13 protein-coding genes and 1 pseudogene are annotated in these 19,668 nt (G+C 41.9%); 11 read left to right on the forward strand and 3 right to left on the reverse strand.

Annotated features, from left to right (window positions below; all coding sequences use genetic code 11):
• The first annotated feature begins 63 nt into the window (after positions 1-63).
• From L0Z67_RS16395 to L0Z67_RS16430, 8 genes are all read left to right on the forward strand, one after another.
• Positions 64-2,355: a TonB-dependent receptor gene (locus L0Z67_RS16395; RefSeq protein ID WP_405128264.1), complete on the forward strand. Its 2,292-nt coding sequence runs from the start codon at positions 64-66 to the stop codon at positions 2,353-2,355.
• A 112-nt stretch (positions 2,356-2,467) separates the two neighbouring features.
• Positions 2,468-3,130 (forward strand): response regulator transcription factor, encoded by a 663-nt coding sequence (locus L0Z67_RS16400; protein ID WP_054562939.1) that lies wholly within the window; start codon positions 2,468-2,470, stop codon positions 3,128-3,130.
• Between the two features lie 182 nt (positions 3,131-3,312).
• Positions 3,313-4,797, forward strand: coding sequence for a serine hydrolase (locus tag L0Z67_RS16405; protein WP_405128265.1), 1,485 nt, complete (start codon positions 3,313-3,315; stop codon positions 4,795-4,797).
• A gap of 161 nt (positions 4,798-4,958) precedes the next feature.
• Entirely contained in the window at positions 4,959-6,236 is a 1,278-nt protein-coding gene (locus L0Z67_RS16410; RefSeq protein WP_405128266.1) for an HlyD family secretion protein, read from the forward strand.
• Entirely contained in the window at positions 6,233-6,985 is a 753-nt protein-coding gene (locus tag L0Z67_RS16415) for an ABC transporter ATP-binding protein (RefSeq protein ID WP_237114594.1), read from the forward strand. The genes L0Z67_RS16410 and L0Z67_RS16415 overlap by 4 nt, the downstream gene beginning before the upstream one ends.
• A complete protein-coding gene (locus L0Z67_RS16420; RefSeq protein WP_405128267.1) occupies positions 6,985-9,435 on the forward strand; it encodes an ABC transporter permease in 2,451 nt (816 codons plus the stop codon). The genes L0Z67_RS16415 and L0Z67_RS16420 overlap by 1 nt, the downstream gene beginning before the upstream one ends.
• A gap of 62 nt (positions 9,436-9,497) precedes the next feature.
• Positions 9,498-10,874 (forward strand): sigma-54 dependent transcriptional regulator, encoded by a 1,377-nt coding sequence (locus tag L0Z67_RS16425; protein ID WP_237114596.1) that lies wholly within the window; start codon positions 9,498-9,500, stop codon positions 10,872-10,874.
• Complete coding sequence (locus L0Z67_RS16430; protein WP_405128268.1) at positions 10,875-12,152, forward strand: sensor histidine kinase; 1,278 nt, start codon at positions 10,875-10,877, stop codon at positions 12,150-12,152. It begins immediately after the preceding gene.
• On the opposite strand, the gene L0Z67_RS16435 is transcribed toward L0Z67_RS16430, so the two are convergent.
• Positions 12,153-15,605: a PAS-domain containing protein gene (locus L0Z67_RS16435; protein ID WP_405128269.1), complete on the reverse strand. Its 3,453-nt coding sequence runs from the start codon at positions 15,603-15,605 to the stop codon at positions 12,153-12,155.
• A 734-nt stretch (positions 15,606-16,339) separates the two neighbouring features.
• Positions 16,340-17,284, reverse strand: coding sequence for a ribosome biogenesis GTPase YlqF (gene ylqF / locus L0Z67_RS16440; RefSeq protein WP_062567498.1), 945 nt, complete (start codon positions 17,282-17,284; stop codon positions 16,340-16,342).
• A 92-nt stretch (positions 17,285-17,376) separates the two neighbouring features.
• Here ylqF and L0Z67_RS16445 point away from each other — a divergent pair, with 92 nt between their 5' ends.
• Positions 17,377-17,913, forward strand: coding sequence for a YaeQ family protein (locus L0Z67_RS16445; RefSeq protein WP_062567497.1), 537 nt, complete (start codon positions 17,377-17,379; stop codon positions 17,911-17,913).
• 8 nt (positions 17,914-17,921) lie between these two features.
• Positions 17,922-18,523: pseudogene (locus L0Z67_RS16450) on the forward strand (alpha/beta hydrolase).
• Between the two features lie 7 nt (positions 18,524-18,530).
• On the opposite strand, the gene L0Z67_RS16455 reads toward L0Z67_RS16450, so the two are convergent.
• Positions 18,531-18,740 (reverse strand): hypothetical protein, encoded by a 210-nt coding sequence (locus L0Z67_RS16455; RefSeq protein WP_130150938.1) that lies wholly within the window; start codon positions 18,738-18,740, stop codon positions 18,531-18,533.
• 371 nt (positions 18,741-19,111) lie between these two features.
• On the opposite strand from L0Z67_RS16455, the gene L0Z67_RS16460 reads away from it, so the two are divergent.
• Positions 19,112-19,585, forward strand: coding sequence for a Dps family protein (locus tag L0Z67_RS16460; RefSeq protein ID WP_062567494.1), 474 nt, complete (start codon positions 19,112-19,114; stop codon positions 19,583-19,585).
• Positions 19,586-19,668: the final 83 nt, after the last annotated feature.

Consider the following 19,668-nt stretch of genomic DNA (forward strand, 5'->3'; position numbering starts at 1 on the left):
GTCTTCGGCAACATCGATGTGAGTGGCCATAAGACTAATGACAACAATAACAAGGAATACAACATGATAAAGCTTAACCCAAAAGTCGCGCCACTTACTCTGGCTGTATCACTTGCTTTGGCAGGTGTCAGTGCTCAAGCGGCAGAACAAGCCGAACCTGCAGCAAAAAAAGGTGAACTTGAACGTATTCAGGTAACAGCACGTAAAACCGTTGAAAATCTGCAAGAAGTGCCTGTTGCTGTCACTTCAATTGGTGCTGAAGAACTGGCAGAAAATGGCATTGTCGTCATGACCGAAGTTCAGCAGTTCTCGCCAAATACTACCTTGCAAGCCAGTCGTGGTACTAACTCTACCATTACTGCGTTTATTCGTGGTGTAGGTCAGCAAGATCCTCTTTGGGGTTATGAGCCAGGCGTAGGTATTTATATTGATGATGTTTATCTTGCTCGTCCACAAGGTGCCGTGCTTGACCTACTTGATGTGCAACAAATCGAAGTATTACGCGGCCCACAAGGAACGCTTTACGGTAAAAACACCATTGGTGGTGCAATTAAATACGTCACCAAAGAAATGAGCGGTGATGCCACGTTAAATGTACAGGGGACTGTGGGCAGCTATAACCAGAAAGATTTAAAGATTACCGGCCAATTACCGATTGTTGACGAAAAACTTTACGTAGGCTTTGGGTTTGCAACGCTTAACCGTGATGGCTTTGGTGAGTTTTTAACATCGGCTCTTGATAACCAAGACCGCGAAAACTACAACAAAGACGTGACCGCAGCACGTGTTACACTGGAATACACACCGACTGATGACTTATTCTTTCGCTTAGCGTGGGATAAAACAGAAGACAAGTCAAACGCAAAAGGTGGCTACCGTTTACTACCAAGCCTACTAACCGATGCACCGGTTCCAGATAGTGTGTATGACTCATACACCAGCTTACCAACATGGAACAAAGTTGAACTTGAAGGCTACAGCCTGACTGCTCGTTGGGATATGACTGACTACACCAGCATTAAATATGTAGGTTCAAGCCGTGAGAGCTACTCACCAACCAACATCGACTTTGATAATACTTCAATTCAAATTTTCGATGTTCCTGCAATTTACGATGATGAGCAAACCACTCATGAATTACAGCTAAACCATCAAGGCGATAACTACAAACTGGTTTCGGGTCTTTATTACTATGACGGTGAATCATGTGGTCAATTCCAAGCTATCTTGAAAGTATTAGGTCAGGCATTAGGTGGCCCAAGCTTAACCCGTGAAACCGGTGGCTGTAGTAACTCAACAAGTAAGGCAGCTTATATTCAAGGTAGTTATGACTTTAACGAACAATGGTCAATGACATTGGGCGCGCGTTACACCAAAGACAAAAAAGAAGCGAATGTTTATAACGGTTTAATTTTTGATACAGTCTACCCTGAATCAGACTGGGTGCCAGGTTACACTCGCCCAGAAGGTCAGCTTGTACCAACGGTACTCGATGATGAAGAAGAATGGTCACGCTTCACACCGCGTGCAGGTGTTGAATACCAGTATTCAAACGACATCATGTTCTTTGCAAGTTACGCGCAAGGCTTTAAGTCAGGTACGTTCAACCCACGAGCAAGTACAGCAGAGCCTGCTGCAAAACCAGAAATCGTTGACTCATTCGAAATCGGCATGAAGAGTGAGTGGAACAATAACTTACGTGCAAACGTCACCTTATTCTCACTCGACCATAAAGATCGTCAATATATTTCTGTGTTACCCGGTGAAACAGATGCAGATCTAAACCAACGCTTAGGTAACATTGGTGAGTCAACATCTGATGGTATTGAGCTTGAGCTTAACTATGTAGCATCTGAATCGCTCAGCTTTGATGCATCAATAGGTTATATTGACAGTAACTTCGATAACGTGATTGATTTTGACCCTGTAACAGGTGAACAGTTCGATAAATCAGACCGTTTTACGGTATCAAACACACCTGATTTAACCTTTAATCTGGGTGCAACATACCGTATGTACACAGAAATGGGCGACTTTGTCATTAATGGTAACTATTACCACAGAGGCGACTACGCGTTATTCGAAGAAGATAGCCTATTAACGCAAGATGCTTACGGTATTTTTAATATGGGTATTACTTGGTACAGCACAGATGGTCACTGGACTGCCGGTCTTTACGGTAAAAACTTAACGGATGAAGAGTACATGATTGGTGGTTACCAGTTCGTGGCACCTGATCCAACAGACCCAACAGATACCAGCAAATACACCCCAGGTTTAGGTGGTGATAATACCCTAATTGGTTACTACGGCGACCCTCGCACTGTCGCCTTCACTGTTGGTTACCGTTTCTAAAATAGAATCTAAATCCTTGTGTGAGAAAAGGTTTGTCTGAAACTTCCCTCAGGCAAACCTTGTTTCAAAAGGCAAAATCACTTATAACATAACGCATTGGAGAATCGAGGGAATGTCTTTAGCTGTGAACACCATAATCGCCGATGATCACCCGTTATTTAGAAGTGCGCTGCGTCAAGCTGCCGCGACATCAGTGCCTGAAGAACATATTAAAGAAACCAGTGACATTGATGGTTTGTTTACACTGTTAAGCGCTCACCCTGAGATTGAACTAATATTTTTAGACCTCACCATCCCAGGTGCAAATGGTCTACAAGCCCTTTCGCAACTGCGTAACCACTACCCTGATATTCTAGTCATTATGGTCTCTGCCAATGAGACACCTGCCATAATCAAACAAGCTATGAGCCTTGGCGCTGCAGGCTATATTCCGAAGTCATCTTCTTTAGATGTTATTAGTGAAGCAATTAGCCATGTACTCAACGGCGATACGTGGTTACCACCCGAAGTTGATTTAACCGATGTGGTGATCAACGACGAACAAAGCGAATTTGCTCGCAATCTTGAAAAGCTAACCCCACAGCAATACCGCGTATTAGCGATGATTGCCGACGGTTTATTGAATAAACAAATCGCCTTTGAAATGTCGATTCAAGAAACCACTATCAAACAACATGTGTCAGCGATTTTACGTAAGCTTAATGTCTATAACCGTACCCAAGCGGGCATTTTGTTTAACCAGCTTTCGCAGGTTGGCAAAATCGAAGAAAGCTAATTTAAGCATTTACTCCCAGTTTTAATTTGAAATTCCCATAAATGGGAATTCCTAAACCAAGAAAAAAATAAAAACTATAAATTTCAAAACGTTAAATATTGGCATGCTCCTCGCTATAGTGCTCACATCAAAACTATCTAAGTAAAAAATAATAGATAAAAATGAACACTAAGGACAACATCGTGTACACAGCTTGCAAAAAACTAGCAAAAAAATTAATTCTTCCGACCATAACACTGCTATCAGCCAGTTTCTGCGCCTTTTCTGCACATGCAGATGAGCTTGACCAATGGGTGGTTGAGTTAATGCAAAAAAGAAATATTCCAGGGCTACAACTCGCCGTCGTTCGAGATAATAAAGTAACTAAAGTTGCCAGCTACGGAGTTGCAAATATTGAAGATAATATCGCCGTTGATGGCAACACTTTATTTGCCATTAATTCTGCAACAAAAGCTTTTGTTGGTGTGGCGCTGATGCAGCTTGTTGAACAAAAGAAATTAGATCTTAATGCGCCTATTGGCACTTATCTGCCAGAATTGCCAACTGAGTGGCACGCTATAACAACCAGAGAGTTAATGAGCCATACATCAGGCTTACCTGACATAATAAAAGGTGAAGTTGCTGATTTAATCTCAGATCAAGGACCCGATGATGCATGGCAATTAGTTCAAACCAAGCCATTAGAATTCGAAACAGGCACTCGCTTTAAATACAACCAAACAAATTACGTTATTATTGGTAAGTTAATTAACAAACTATCGGGGATACCATTTCAGCAATTTATCGAAAAAAATCAATTACAGCAGGCTGAAATGAGCAGAACACTTGAAGCGGGCTTTGGTAATCTCAACAATGTTGTAAAACATTCAGCTAGACGATACGAAAAGCAAGGCAACGAACTGTTCAATTCAAGAGAAGCCATTTTTTCTGAAATGTTACAAACCGCCGCAGGTATGGCCTCAACAGCAACAGAATTGGCAAATTGGCTAATCGCTTTACAAACAAATCAATTTATTAGTGAAGACAGTATGCAGCAAATGTGGACTCCGGCTCGACTAAAAAACGGTCGTACTCAAGGCTTCAATCAACGCTTAAATGGCTACAGTCTTGGCTGGCCAGTTATGGGACGAGAAGAGCATCCTGCATTAGCCGCTGTGGGCGGTAACAGGGCTGGTATCTTTGTTTACCCTGAAGATAATATGTCGATTGTGATCTTAACCAACTTAATTGGCGCAATGCCATCGCAATTTGTAGATGAAATTGCGGGCTTTTATATTCCACAAATGAAACAAGAGAATGGCTTTGGTTTACCGAAAAATATTAAACGCTTATGGCAAGTTCTTGAAGTACAAGGCTATGAAAATGCGATTACAGCTGCGGATCAATTAACTAAAGACGAGCAGATTCAATTTACTGAAAACGATATTAACTTATGGGGTTACTCGCTTATTAACCAAGATAAACTCAATGAAGCGTTAGCGATTTTTAAACTTAATACGCACCTTTACCCACATAGTTACAATACCTTTGATAGCTTAGCAGAGGCATATTGGTACCTCGGTGATCTCAAGCAAGCAACCACCAATTATAACCATGTATTAAAGCTTAAACCTGATAACGCACATGCTAAAAAGCAACTGGCTAAACTTGCAAAGCTGATGCAGTAAACAGCACATTATAATTTGTCCCACTTTTGATTTTATTAATCCCAAAAGTGGGAAAACCCACCTAACCACAGAAATATAACACTTTTAAAATCAATAAATTAAACCTTGGCACGTTCCTCGCTTTTGTGTTGCTAAACCTACAACATAATGAAATATAGCCAATGGATTTAGACAGCACACTAAAACGCAAACCTCAACAATCAAAAGCTAAAAAATGGCTGATTGGTGCAGCTATTGGCGTATCCGCTCTTGGCGCTTTAATGATGTATCAATGGGCGACACCCACTGTGGTTGCTACAAGCCAATTGCAAATAGCAACCGTAGAACAAGCCGATTTTGTGGTAAAAATACGTGGTTTTGGCCGTTTAAAGCCAAAGTATCAACGCTATTTAACCAATACCGACACCGCAATGGTCGAAGCTATCCATGTTTACCCTGGCACTATCGTTAAAAAAGACACGGTAATTTTAAGCCTAGTAAACCCGCAGCAAGCACAGCGTCTATCGGTCGCTCGGCTAGAACTTGCTCGCCAAAAAGCCAGTGTTAATGAGCAAAAAATTAACCAGCAAAGCGAGCTACTTGAACGCCAAGCAAATCTCGCCATTTTAAAAAGTGAGCTGCAAAGCGCAGAGCTCAGAGTCGATGCCGAAAGCAAACTGATCGAGCAAGGAATTGTTTCAAGCCTCGATTACAAACGAAGCGTGCTAAACGTTGCACAGCTTACAGAACGCGTAAGTATCGAGCAGCAACGCCTTACACAACTTAAAGAAATGCACTTACAACGTAGCAAAATACAGCAAGAGCTATTAAGCCAATTTGAGCTTAATTATCAAGTTGAGCAACACGCTTTTGATCAACTGCAAATAACGGCAGGTATCGATGGCATGCTACAAGAATTGAATGTTGAACTTGGCCAAAACCTCGTGCCGGGTACCCGCCTTGCGGTAGTTGGCTCAAACAAAGCACTAAAAGCAGAGCTAAGCGTTAAGCAAGCTGACGCCGAAAAAGTGGCACTCAATATGGCAGCGAAAGTAAACACCTTTAGCCAAGCAAGCCACAGTGAAGTTGATGCCAAAGTCACCCGAATTGACCCTATCGTTACCGATGGTCGAGTTATTATCGAACTTGATTTACAAGGTACACTGCCTGCCAATGCTCGCCCCGATTTAAGCATTGAAGGCTATGTCGTTAGCAACATTATTCCCAATGCGTTAACCATTAACGTGCCACAAAAAGCACAAGCACACAGCAAAGCCACGCTGTTTAAACTTAATCCAAATACCCAGTTAGCAACGCCAATCAATATCGAATTTGGTACACTCAGTGACAATCAAATTCAACTTTTGAGCGGTGCCACCGTGGGCGAACAGCTGATCATTTCAGACCTTTCTAAATGGCAGCATTTGGCAACAATAAAAATCGAACAGGACAGTTTATGAAAACCAACACGCTTATCTCATTAAACAAAATCGCCAAAGTTTATCGCGGCCAAAATGTTGAAACCTACGCATTAAAAGACATCAGCCTGAACATTAACCAAGGTGACTATATTTGCATTAGCGGCCCTTCAGGCTGTGGTAAATCGACGCTGCTGTCATTATTAGGCTTACTCGATAGCCCAACTGCTGGCGACTATTTCATTAAAGAAGTCGACACAAAAACCCTCGATATGGATCAGCAAGCTGAACTTAGAAACCGTCACATTGGTTTTATATTTCAGTCGTTTAACCTAATTGATGAATTATCGGTATTTGACAACGTGGCACTGCCGCTCACGTACCGAGAGCCAGCCATGAGCCCAAGCGAAATTGAGCTTGCGGTAAAGCAGGCCCTTGATGAAGTTGAAATGGGCCACCGTGCTCAGCATAAACCAAACCAATTATCCGGTGGTCAGCAACAGCGTATTGCCATTGCCCGTGCATTGGCTGGCAAGCCAAGCATTTTATTGGTGGATGAGCCAACTGGTAACTTAGATTCAAAAAATGGTGATGCAGTTATGGACTTGCTTGATGAGCTGAATAAAAAAGGCACCACGATTTGTATGGTAACCCATGATTTACGTTATGCCGGGCGCGCTAAAACGCAACTTAAATTGCTAGATGGTGAAATTGTTTCCTACTCTGAAGCTCGCCAAGCACCTAGCAGCGACACTGCTGAGCATGCACTCGAAAGCGCCGAGGTGATGTAATGAAATTAACCAAAACACGCGCCCAACTGAGCTTAGCGTGGGCATCATTAATGAATGCACCGGGCTTTGTCACTGCGGTTATCGCAACGCTTGCTTTAACACTGGCAACCTTGTTTGTGGTGCTTAGCCTTGTTAACAGCTACTTTTTAAAGCCCCTTGATGTATACGATGAAAGCCGCATGGTGGTGGTAGAGCAATCACTTACTTATGATGACTACGATGCCACTGGCTTTCAAAGCTATCAGTCCATGGTGCATTGGCTTAAGCATAATCAAAGCTTTGAACAAAGTATGATGATCAATGCGGGTGAGCAAATTTTTGCAAACCTCGATGGCGAGCCAAAAGAGCCTGTGCTGTATGTTGGCGGCAACTATTTTGACTTATTAAACACACCATTTTTAATGGGACAAGGTTTTGACCTTGGAGAAACACTAGAAACTCCTGATGATCGGGTTGTTATATCTGCTAACTTCTGGCGCAAACATTACAACAGCGACCCGAACATTATTGGTAAAACACTTTCAGTCATGGCGGGTGAAACCGATTACGTTCACCGTATCGTCGGTGTTGTTGATGACTCATTTAGCCCACCTTACATGTTTAAAGCAAGTGATGTTGAAGTGTGGTTTCCATCCAGTGCTGACCGCCGTTTCTTTCACAATGACGATTGGCAAAGCCCATGGACAAACACGTTCAAAAACCTAAAACTAATTGCTGTTTTAAAGCCTGGGGTCACCATGGATCAAGTTAAAGTCGATTTAAAACAGCAAATTGATACGGTTAAATCAGAGTGGCTAAACAATGGTGGGATTACCGATGTAAAACCTGAAGTAACCCCGTATCGTGACGTTGAGCTGGGTAACAACGATGACTTAAGCTTGATGATGTTAGCTGGTGCAGTAGGGCTACTGATTATTGCGGTACTTAATGTAAGCACTTTATTCTTCTCGCGCGCTCTAGCTCAACATAAAACCCTCGCTTTGCAGGCGGTGTTAGGTGCTAAACGCAGCACGTTATTTAAAAGTATCTTTTTACAGTCACTGATTTTAATGACTTTATCGGTCAGCATTGCGCTGTTTTTATCGGTATGGGGTATACGTTTATTTAAAGTATTGGCAGAAGGACGATTACCACTGGTTAACAGCTTGGCGGTTGATAGCACGTTGGTCATTGTTGCCATCATACTGTGTATTGCTCTTGCTTATATTTTCTCTGTAATTACAGCGCGTTTGGTAAATTACAAAACCCTAAATACGCAAATGCAGAACAGTGGTAAAGGTGGGGTTTCGCAGGTATCAGGCCGCACAGTACGTATTTTAATTGGCTCACAAATGTTTGTTGCCGCGCTACTTGTTAGTTTTTCTGTGATGGTAGTCAGTAAAGCCATGGGCACGATTAACCGCCCACTCGGCAGTGATACCGAAAACCTGTATTTTGCCAACCTGTTCCAGCCAAATAATCAAATGTCATTGGCTGAGCGCTACGAACATATGCTGCAATACAAGCAGGTTTTACTTGATAGCCAAGGCATTGATGATGTTGCCCTAGGTCACAGCCCTGTTTCGCAAAGACAAAACGCCAACACCCTGACAGATGTAAACGGTAAAAGCTCAGTTTTCTTCCCTAGTCAGTGGGTAGGACCTGATTACTTTGCGTTAGTTAATACCAAAATTCTCGCTGGCCGCACCTTTACCGAGCAAGCAATACGTGGTGAAACCAACGAGATACTGGTATCAGTCAGCGTGGCAGAAAACTTATTACCAGGCCAAGATTATCGAAATATTATCGGCAAGAGCTACCAAGGCTTAGAAGAAAAGATGTATGAAGTGGTGGGTGTAACCGAAGATTTTAATCACCCTAAATACTACGACGAGTCGTTTGGTCGTCACATTTGGTGGCCAGCGACACCGTATAGCTACATGTTTACTATTAAAGCTTCTGAAGGCGTTAAGCTGACTAATAAACAAATACTTAATACGCTAAAAGAAAAGAACAGCGACTTAACCATGTGGCAGTTTAACGACTTACAGCAAGAGTACGACAATTTACTGTATATGAGCCGTCTGACCGTGGTTCTGTGTAGTACCTTAGCGTTATTTACTCTATTATTAGCAGCAATCGGTATTTTTGGGGTACTGAGCTATAACCTTGGTCTACGCCGTTATGAGTTTGGTATTCGTATGGCATTAGGTGCGAAAAAAGCACGCTTATTCAAGCTGATGAGTGTTGAAGCTATTATCCCTGTGCTCGTTGGCTTTGCGGTTGCACTCGCTGTGGTAACGATGGGTTTTTACATGTTACAAGGCCAGCTAATGTCTTGGCTGATACTTGATGTAAGACTGCAATTACTCGCTTGGAGTATTACCTTATGTATTGCGCTATTCGCTTGCTTTAGACCTTTGGTTTTACTACTTAAAGCAAAACCTATGGCCGCTCTGCGTAACGATTAACAGCACAAAATGGTGGCTTAAGTTTTGGCTTAAGCTACCTCAACAGGATAATAAGAAGAATCATGGATAAAATCTTAGTCATAGACGATCAAGCTGATGTACGTCTGGCTGCTACTGTTGCATTACAACAACTTGGCTTACATTGCCTTGAGGCCGAAGGCCCTGAACATGCCCTTGAGTTATTAAAATCAGAGCACATTAGCCTGATTTTGCTCGATATGAACTACAAGCTCGACACCACCTCAGGTGAAGAAGGGTTACGCTTTTTAAAGCAACTAAATCAATTAGGATCGACCATACCTGTGATTGTGATGACCGCATGGGCTAGCATTGATGTTGCCGTTAAAGCCATGCAATTAGGGGCTGTCGACTTTGTTGAAAAGCCATGGAATAACTTACGCTTAACCGCCGTTGTGCAACAACAACTCAAGCTCAAGCAAAGTAATCACGACAACGCATGCTTAAAGGCGCTTACCAGTGACACACAAGCACATTACATAGCTAAATCAGAAATCATGCAACTGTTGCTTGCCAAAGCTGAGCGCGCAGCAAAAACCGATGCCAGCATCTTAATTACCGGCGAAAATGGTACAGGCAAAAGCTTATTAGCACATTATATTCATAAGCATTCTCTCAGATGTGATAAACGCTATGTAAGCGTGAATATTGGCGCTATTGCGCCAACGCTATTCGAAAGTGAACTATTTGGCCATAAAAAAGGCGCTTTCACTGATGCCAAAGAAGACCGCTTAGGGCGTTTTGAAATTGCCGAAGGCGGCACCTTATTTTTAGATGAAATTGCGACTTTAAGCCTCGAGCTGCAAAGTAAAATGCTCCGCGTGCTAGAAAGCAAAGAATTTGAAGTGCTAGGCTCAAGCCAAACCAAGACCGCCGATGTTCGCATTATTTCTGCCACCAATAGTGAATTAGCTACGGCCATTGAGCAGGGTGAGTTCCGCCGTGATTTATTATTTAGACTCAATACCATTGAACTGCACATTCCACCGCTTCGTGACAGAAAAGACGACATCGCTCCTTTAGCAGAACACTTATTATTGGTGCATGGTAAAAAATACCAACGAGCGAATATGGCGCTCAGTGATGATGCCCTAAAGGCGCTAAAAAATTACAGCTGGCCTGGTAATATTCGTGAGCTAAGCCACTGCATTGAACGCGCGGTGATCATGAGCGATAACAACAATATTCAAGCCAATGACCTCATTTTAGATCAACCAAGTTGCGAGCAAACGAATAGTAATGCAGAACAAGCTTTGCCACTATTGCCCCTTGAAGAACTTGAAAAACAAATGATTCAAAAAGCGCTGCTGCAATTTAATGGTAATGTTATCGCCGCAGGAGAATTTTTAGGATTAAGTAAATCGGCGATTTATCGTCGCATTGATAAACATCAGCTCGATTTAAAAGAAGTTGAACGCTAAATGAGTAGCAAGTTGTCGTTAGAGCAGCGTGTTCGACGCTATTTTTATCTGGTTATAGCGGTGCTATTAACGCTTGGCATTGCCCTTTCGCTCAGCCTAAAACTAGATTGGTTTGCCAGTATCAGTCTATTATTGCCGTTCATCGGAGTAAGCGCTTTTGCTTTAATTAAAAGCTACCGTGTGATCACCGATGTGGTTGAACGCTTTGGTCTGCAACTAGATGCACTGGCAAATGACGAAAGTAATAGTTGGCATTTAGCGTCTTATCAAAGTGGACGAGTCGCAGCGCTTAAGCAAGATTTTGCCAAGCTCAGCAATAAAATAGCCAAGAACAAACGCCATTACATGCAAACAGAAGAGTTTGTCTTTGAGTTTGCCAGCATGCTGGACTTACCCATCGTTATACTAGACCCCCATGGCTTGATTTACTTTAGTAATAAGGCGTTTAAAAACAGTATTAGCCATCGCCAGATTGAAGGTAAATCGGCTAGCGACTTAGGCATTGCCCTACATGATGGCGAATGGCAACAAAACAGTGACTCCCTGTTTAAACAACGCTTTCAAATCTCATCGCAGACTTTTTGGCGGACTGGCAGAAACTTTGAATTACTAACCTTCTTTTCAATTGAGCAACAGCTTCGCGATAACGAACAACTTGTTTGGCAACGGTTAATTCGCGTGTTAAATCATGAAGTGCGTAATTCACTCACGCCGATTTATTCCATGAGTCAGTCATTGCAAACCCTTAAGCGCCAAGGACAAATTAGCAGTCACGATGATCTCGCCCAAGATATGCTGCAAGTAATAGAAAAACGCGCTCAGCATTTACTTGATTTTGTAGCCAGTTACAGTGCGTTTGCCAAGCTACCACCCGCACAAAAACAGACAATCAGTAGCGAGCAACTAAACACACGTTTAAGCGCTATCTTTCCTGAAGTAGTGATAAATAGCAGTGAAGAGTTTCATGTTAATGCCGACTTAGGCCAGCTAGAACAAGCGTTGATCAATTTGATAAAAAATGCCTTTGAAGCAGGTAGCGATTCAGCCCCAACCCTCACTTGGTCAAGGCAAGGTGATAACTTAAATATTGAAATTAGCGACCAAGGCTGTGGCATTCAAAACCCCGATAACTTGTTCGTGCCATTTTACTCAACCAAGGCAAATGGCACAGGTATAGGGCTTGTGATCACCCGAGAACTGTTACGCAACCAAGGCTTTGAGTTATCAATAAACTCAAAACCCCAGCAAGGCACGCAGGCTCAAATTACTGTATTCTGATTAAGTCAGTCGCTTAATCATGCGTTTTAAAGCGGGCGCTTTCAGAGGCTTATAAAGCAATGGATAGCCCGCATCGAGCACTAACTCGCGTATTCCTTCGTCATGATTCGCGGTATTAACGATGGCCGGTAACGCAGTAAGGGCTGCTTGCTCAATCACTTCAAGGCCTGTTACTCCATCATCAAGTTGATAATCGATAATCAGTAATTGTGGTAGTGCTTGGCTTGCCTTTAACTGCTCAAGTTCCGCTAAATTAGTGGCCGTTGAGATTTCGCAGCCCCAATTTTCGAGTAACTGCTTTAATGCCTCTAATACGTTTCGGTCGTTATCAAGCAACCAAATGCGTAATTGACCCAGCTCTGTTTCTTGTGATGCCTCAGCGCCTTTCGCTTGCGCTGGCGCAGCACTCACTCTACAAGGCAGAGTTAGGGTAAATTGCGTGCCTTTACCAAGCTCAGACCCCATCACTAGGGGTATTTTAAGTAAGTCACATATACGTTTAGTGATTGCCAGCCCTAAGCCTAAACCCTCGGCGCTTGGTTTTGCGCCAAGCTGTTTAAACTCTTGGAAAATAGTTTGTTGATCGCTCGATGCAATACCTATTCCTGTGTCTTCAACAATAAAGGACACATGATCATCATCGTCATGATGCATTTTTAAACGTACTTCGCCTCGCTCGGTATAACGAATGGCATTACTGAGTAAGTTTCGCAATACTCGGCGTAACAACGCTTTATCAGTATGCAAACGCACATCACAAGTCTCAATTATAAACTTTAAACCCTTATCAGTTGCGAGGGCTTCATAATCATTGCGCAGCGGCTCTACAAGTGAGCTGGCTGCAAATTCGCTCATTTGTACTTTAAACGAACCTGAATCGAGCTTTGTTAGTTCTAAAATACTCGATAACAGTTCTTCAGCGCTGCCTAATGAATTTTTAATATTCATTGCTAACTCTTTAAGCTCAGTGCTTTGTGCTTTTTCATTCATTAATGAACAAAACAAACTCGCAGCATTGAAGGGCTGAAGTAAATCATGACTCGCAGCAGCAAAAAAGCGTGTTTTACTGACTGTTGCTTGTTCCGCCACCTGCTTTGCCTTTGATAGCTCTTGATTTGCTTGAGTAAGTGCTAATGTACGTGCTGTTACTTTTTCCTCAAGACTGACATTTGCTTCGGTTAACGCTTTTTGTTGTTTTACGAACTCGGTGATATCGGTATAGGTTGTTACAAAGCCGCCACCAGGCAGTGGATTACCTTGCATCTCAAACACACGGCCATCATTGTGCGAACGTTGATATTTATATGCACTGCCTTGGCGTAAATACGCTAAACGTTTTTCAACTTCGCTGGTCATACTTTCGCCCCTGAACAGGCCACGCTCAGCATTAAAACGAATAATATCAGCCACCGGACGCCCTATATATAAAGCATCGTCAGGGTAAGCAAACATATTCTTATAACCTTGATTCCACGCTACAAGTCGCAGTTCACTGTCGACTACACTGATCCCTTGTTGGATGTTTTCTATGGTTGATTGTAGTAAATCACGATTAAATTTAAGAACTTGACTTGCTTCATCAACAAACTCAGCAACTTGTTCTAGTGGCTGGCGCTGCTCATTTTTAGCTACATCTAAAATGAGCCGTGCCGATGCCCCGCCAATCACCGCTGACATCTCACGCTCAACCAGTAGCTCTAATTCAACATTAGCAGGGCGTTTCCACTTCCCTTTATCATCAGGAAAATAATGGTTTACCAGAGATTGCGCGGCCTCTTTCTCGGCAAATCGCTGTAATAAAGCTCCTAAATCATGATAACTAAGTGGATGTAGGTGGTTGCTGATCCGTGAGTCACTTAATTGAGAAACAAATTTATTACTCTGCAAGCGTTCAGCCAAAGTTGCACGACTAAATAACGGCACCAAAAAATACACTAAACAGTTCGCACCTAACGATAACAGCAAGGCTTGGCTGATGCTTTCCATGCCTAATGAGAATAAATTGGTGGGTGCAAGCCAGCTAATCCCCCAAGGCCCATTCACGAGCCACAAGCTATCGTTACCTAATCCGCCTGCTAGGTTTGGCAGTAATAGTGTATAACCCCAGATGATAAAGCCACTTAGTATACCAAGCTGCGCACCTCTACAAGAGGCTTGTCGCCACCACAGACCAATAATCATAGCTGGTGAAAATTGTGCAACCAAGGTAAACGACATTAAACCAACATTAGCAAGCGTTGTGCTCTCGCCCAGTACCCGGTGAGTGAAATAACTAAGTAATAAAATGAGTACGATAACGATTTTACGCGCGTGTAGAAGGTTATTTTTATCGAGTCCACGGCTACTCGATGTAAGCTGCGAGCGGCGTAAAATAAACTGATTTATAAAGTCATTGGTTATCATCACAGAAAGTACAATTGATGACACAATTACCATACTAGTTGCAGCTGAAAAGCCGCCTAAAAATGCCAGTAATGCGACAAAAGCATTGTCAGCTGCCATAGGAAGTGCCAGTACAAAGGTATCGTAACCGACTTCTTGACCTTGAAAATAAATTAATCCGGCGTATGCAATCGGTAGAATAAACAGATTGATAAGCAATAAGTAAATCGGAAATAGCCAACGTGCCGAAGCCAATTCTTTATCGTTATTTTTTTCGATAAAGCTCATATGAAACTGCCTTGGCAAGCATAGGGTTGCCAAAATACCGAGTAATGTATGGGCAACATACACATAGGTTGGGCTTTGTGTTACAGCTACTTGCTGATCGATATTCAGCGCCTGTGCTTTTTCAAACAGTGCCATAGGGCTGTCAAATAATGCAAAGCACACATATAAACCCACTGCAACAAATGCCAATAACTTAACCACAGATTCAAAAGCAATACTCGCAATAAGGCCAGGGTTATGCTCACTGGGTTTTAGCCGTCTTGCACCAAACAAAATAGCAAATAACGCCAAGACAAGCGTGATGTAAAAAGTGCTATCGGCCCACACTTCATGGCTTTGTGTGACGGCTCTGTCGGTAAGTAAATTCATACTTTGTGCGGTCGCACTAAGCTGTAAAGAGATATAAGGCACAATCGCAATCACAGAAATAAGTGATATTAGCCCTGATAAACTTGAAGATTGTCCGTAGCGGGTGGCAATAAAATCTGCCATCGACGTTATTTTTTGCTGTCGACAAATATGTGCAATGCGACAATATACCTGCCAGCCAAAAATAAACAGTAAAATAGTGCCAGCATAAGTCGGTGCTAACCACCAGCCGTTATATGCAGCTTGTGCCGTGGTGCCAAAAAACGCCCAAGATGTACAATATACCCCAAGCGATAAACCATAGGTTAAACCTTTAAAAGGCAGTACTTTTCTTTTATCAGCCCAACCTGCAACCGCAAATAGAATTGCTAGGTAAACAATTGCAAGTAGGCTTATTGACCAAATTGAGAACATCGCATTTGATTATTTTAATTATTATAGCTTCAGCATAGTTTTTATTAGTCATAATTTACAGCCCAACTTTAGTGCTAATGCATTGTATTTGAGGGGGTTAAAAAACAAACATAAAGAAATGAGAATTATTTGCACTTAGCTGTTGACAGATAGTTAAATCTAATTGATAATCACTATCAACAAGTCAACAACGCTTTATGACTTGTTCGGAATAAACTGATTTGTTTCTCGACCCTGAAACACGTGTGGCCCACGATAAAGCTAAGATCGCCTGTTGCTAGCCGCAACGCCCCTTGATGTTGGCAACAGGTGATCACCTACTTGCTACATTGCTCATATCGGTGACGGTAGATATGAAACTAAAAAAGCCCTTGCAGGGCTTTTTTTATGTCTGAAATAAAGTAATCAATGTGTCGAAAAACAAAGCATGGAAATGATAATTATTTTTATTTATGCATTGACAGACTGCCAAATCTAACTGATAATCAATATCAACAAGACGAAAGAGCATTACGACTTGTACGGGATAACCTGATTGTTTCAAGACCCTGAAACACGTGTCGCCACGTTAAAGCTTAGCTCACATATTGCTAGCCGCAGCGCCCCTTGATGTTGGCAATATGTGGGCACCCTACTTATTTTACTTGCTACATTGCTCATATCGGTGACGGTAGATATGAAACTAAAAAAGCCCTTTCAGGGCTTTTTTTATGTCTAAAAATTAACGTTTAATTTTAACGACGGTTTTTACGCGCACGGGCACGACGTTGCTTTTTCTCTTCTTCTTTAGCGGCTTTTTTTGCCTCTAACGCGGCGCGAAGCTGTGCAACCATTTGCTCTTCTTCTTCACGCATAGCTGGCGTTTCCATGGTAATGCGACCAATAATGCCATCTCGTAATTCGTTAATAAGAATTTCAGACATTTTATAAGTATCGATCTGGTTTCCACCACGAATACAGCCACGCTTTTTGCCTGCCATTTCAACAAACTCCCAGTCAGACTCTGGTAGCTCATCAATTTTATAGCGGCTTTTTAAAAGTTCAGGATATGCATGCAGTAAATATTCGGCGGTGTAGCTTGCCACCTCTTCATAATCAATGGCCGTATCACGAATTGCACCCGTTGCCCCTAACCGATAACCTGAGTTTTCGTTTTCTACTTTTGGCCATAACATGCCAGGCGTGTCGTAAAGCATAATGCCATCATCAAGTTTAATTCGTTGCTGAGCTTTAGTTACCGCAGGTTCATTACCCGTTTTTGCTACAATTCGGCCTGCTAGTGTATTAATTAGCGTTGATTTACCAACATTGGGAATACCCATAATCATGGCTTTAATTTGCTTATCAGCACCCACTTTATGCGGCACTAATTTTTTACAAAGCTCATTAATACGATGTACTTCACCTGCTTTATCGTTACCAAAATCAATCGCTTTAACGCCACTTTGCTGCTCAAAGTAGTCTTTCCACGCTTGCGTTAATTTAGGATCTGCAAGGTCAGCTTTATTCATGATTTTAATGACCGGCTTATCGCCACGCAGCGCTGTTACCATAGGGTTTTCACTGCTGTAAGGAATACGGGCATCAAGCACCTCAATGATCACATCCATTTGTGGCATAATTTCTTTGATTTCATTACGGGCTTTATTCATGTGCCCTGGGAACCACTGGATGGCCATATTTTACTCCTAAAAAATAAATTGCATGCTATTTTAACTGGCTCAGCTTGGAATTGCGCTATAATGACGCAAATTTTTTCAAGTAAGCAGTTATGGCTCTTAAATCAACTATTATCAAAGCACAAATATCGCTAAGCGATATGGACCGCCACCTTTATCAAGATTTCAATCTAACCCTTGCACAGCATCCATCAGAGACCGAGCAAAGGCTGATGATCCGCTTACTCGCTTTTGCGCTAAATGCCCGTGAAGGTTTAGAGTTCACCAAAGGCTTATGCGCCGATGATGAGCCCGAGCTTTGGCACGTAAACTACAGCGAAGAAATTGAGCTTTGGATTGAGCTCGGCTTACCTGATGAAAAACGTCTGAAAAAAGCCTGCAATAAAGCCAAACAGGTTGTTTTGTATACTTACGGCGAGAATAACCAAACTATTTGGTGGCAAAAGCATCAACCTAAGTTGTATGATTTTAAAAACTTAAGTATTTTTAGTCTCGATTATGCCGCGACTCAGGCATTAGCTGCACTGGCAGATCGTAATATTAAGCTCACAATCACTATTCAAGATGGTGAAGTATGGGTTAGCTCAGATACAGCAAATATTGAAATTAAACCTCAGCAATTGATGTAAGGTATGCGATGGCAATTAGACAAGTTGTAGTGTTACATGGACTTTATATGTCAGGTTTTGTCATGCGCCCCTTGTGTACACGCCTTGAAAAGTCTGGGTTAAAAATACTTAATTTGACCTACAACACGCTATCCCCTAATAGAGCGGCTATTTTTGATAAGATTGATCACTTCATTGGCGACAAACCAACAGCCATGGTGTGTCACTCTTTGGGGGGCTCGTTGCGCGCGCTTACCTTGAAGCGAGTTCTTCGCAAAGCAAGTATGTAGAAAAAGTTATTACGCTCGGCACTCCACACAAAGGCAGCCATATTGCTAAACAGATGCAGCAAAAAGGATTCGATATGCTACTTAAAAATAGTGTCGAGTTTTTATTGTCTGAAAACGGCGACTGGCCATTTAAAGCAAAGCTTTACAGTATCGCTGGGGATTTACCTATAGGGCTCATGCCATTAATTTCTAAAGGCAGTGTCTCTGATGGCACAGTGCTAATAGATGAAACCAAGCTCAATGGCATGGCAGAGCACAAGGTGTTTCATTTAAGTCACACCAGTATGATCTACTCACGCCAAGTAATGGATTACATTATAAAGCTTATCAACAAAGACTAATTGCGCCTTATTTTTCAGCACTTGCTGCCACTTTGTATGAAATCAATACGATAATACCCAGAATAAGCGGGATAGGCGCAGCGATATAGCCAAAGGTATCAAAATTTGCAAAGCTAGCACCTGCTAAATGCCCTACTAAACCAATAACAAAAGCAAGTAATGCAATCACAACAACCACTATTTCAGCTTTGTTTTCTTTCGCTGTTTTACCGTCCATTTTTCTTCTCCTAAATAAATGCGGTAAACTCATTATGCGCTTCTGAAATGTTGTTTTTTTGACCTAAATCAATTTCTAAATCAGACTAGTTGCTTGCCAATCCAAACCTTGTTTTAGATCATGTTATCTGCCTTATTTTAAAATAATCACGCATTTAGGTAGATTTTTTGCTCTCTCGCCCCAAACCTATGTAATAGGTCGTCCAATCTTATTTGATAGTGTGAAAATTAACTAAAACAGCCATTGATAGGTTTAAGCTATCACCATGTTCGAATTAAACCATTTTACAGATTACTGGAAATGGCTAATACTTAATCTCACGTACTAGCAAGTAAAGTAAAATATTAACAGCTATTTTTAAGGAGCAATCTATGTCACAGGTAAATGCAATTGGTTTAAACAGCGCAAAAAGTGAAGATATCGTAAAGTCACTAAACTCTTTATTAAGCTGCTACCAAATTCAATACATGAACGCACGTGGCTTTCATTGGAATATCAAAGGTCGTAACTTTTTTGAATTACACCTTAAGTTTGAAGAAATTTATAACTTATTACTTGAAAAAGTTGATGAAATTGCGGAGCGTATTCTGACTTTAGGCGGCACACCAGTACACGCATTTTCAGAGTACATTGAAGCAAGTAAGATAAGCGAAGCAAAAAATATTACTGAAGGCACTGCTGCAGTAGAAAACTTACTAGCAGGCTACAGTACACTCATTCAAATGCAACGCGATATTTTATCTCAAGCAGGTGATGCTGATGATGAAGGCTCTGCGGCGCTGATGAGTGACTACATTAAAGAGCAAGAGAAGCTAGTTTGGATGCTAAAATCTTACCTAGGTTAAGTATAAAAGCCCTCTAGGAGGGCTTGCGTAGGAAATATAGTTAAATAACGAATAACTCATCTTCTACATTAGACTCTGAGTAT

It is taken from the genome of Pseudoalteromonas sp. PB2-1 (assembly GCF_045040605.1).
GTDB lineage: Bacteria > Pseudomonadota > Gammaproteobacteria > Enterobacterales > Alteromonadaceae > Pseudoalteromonas > Pseudoalteromonas arabiensis.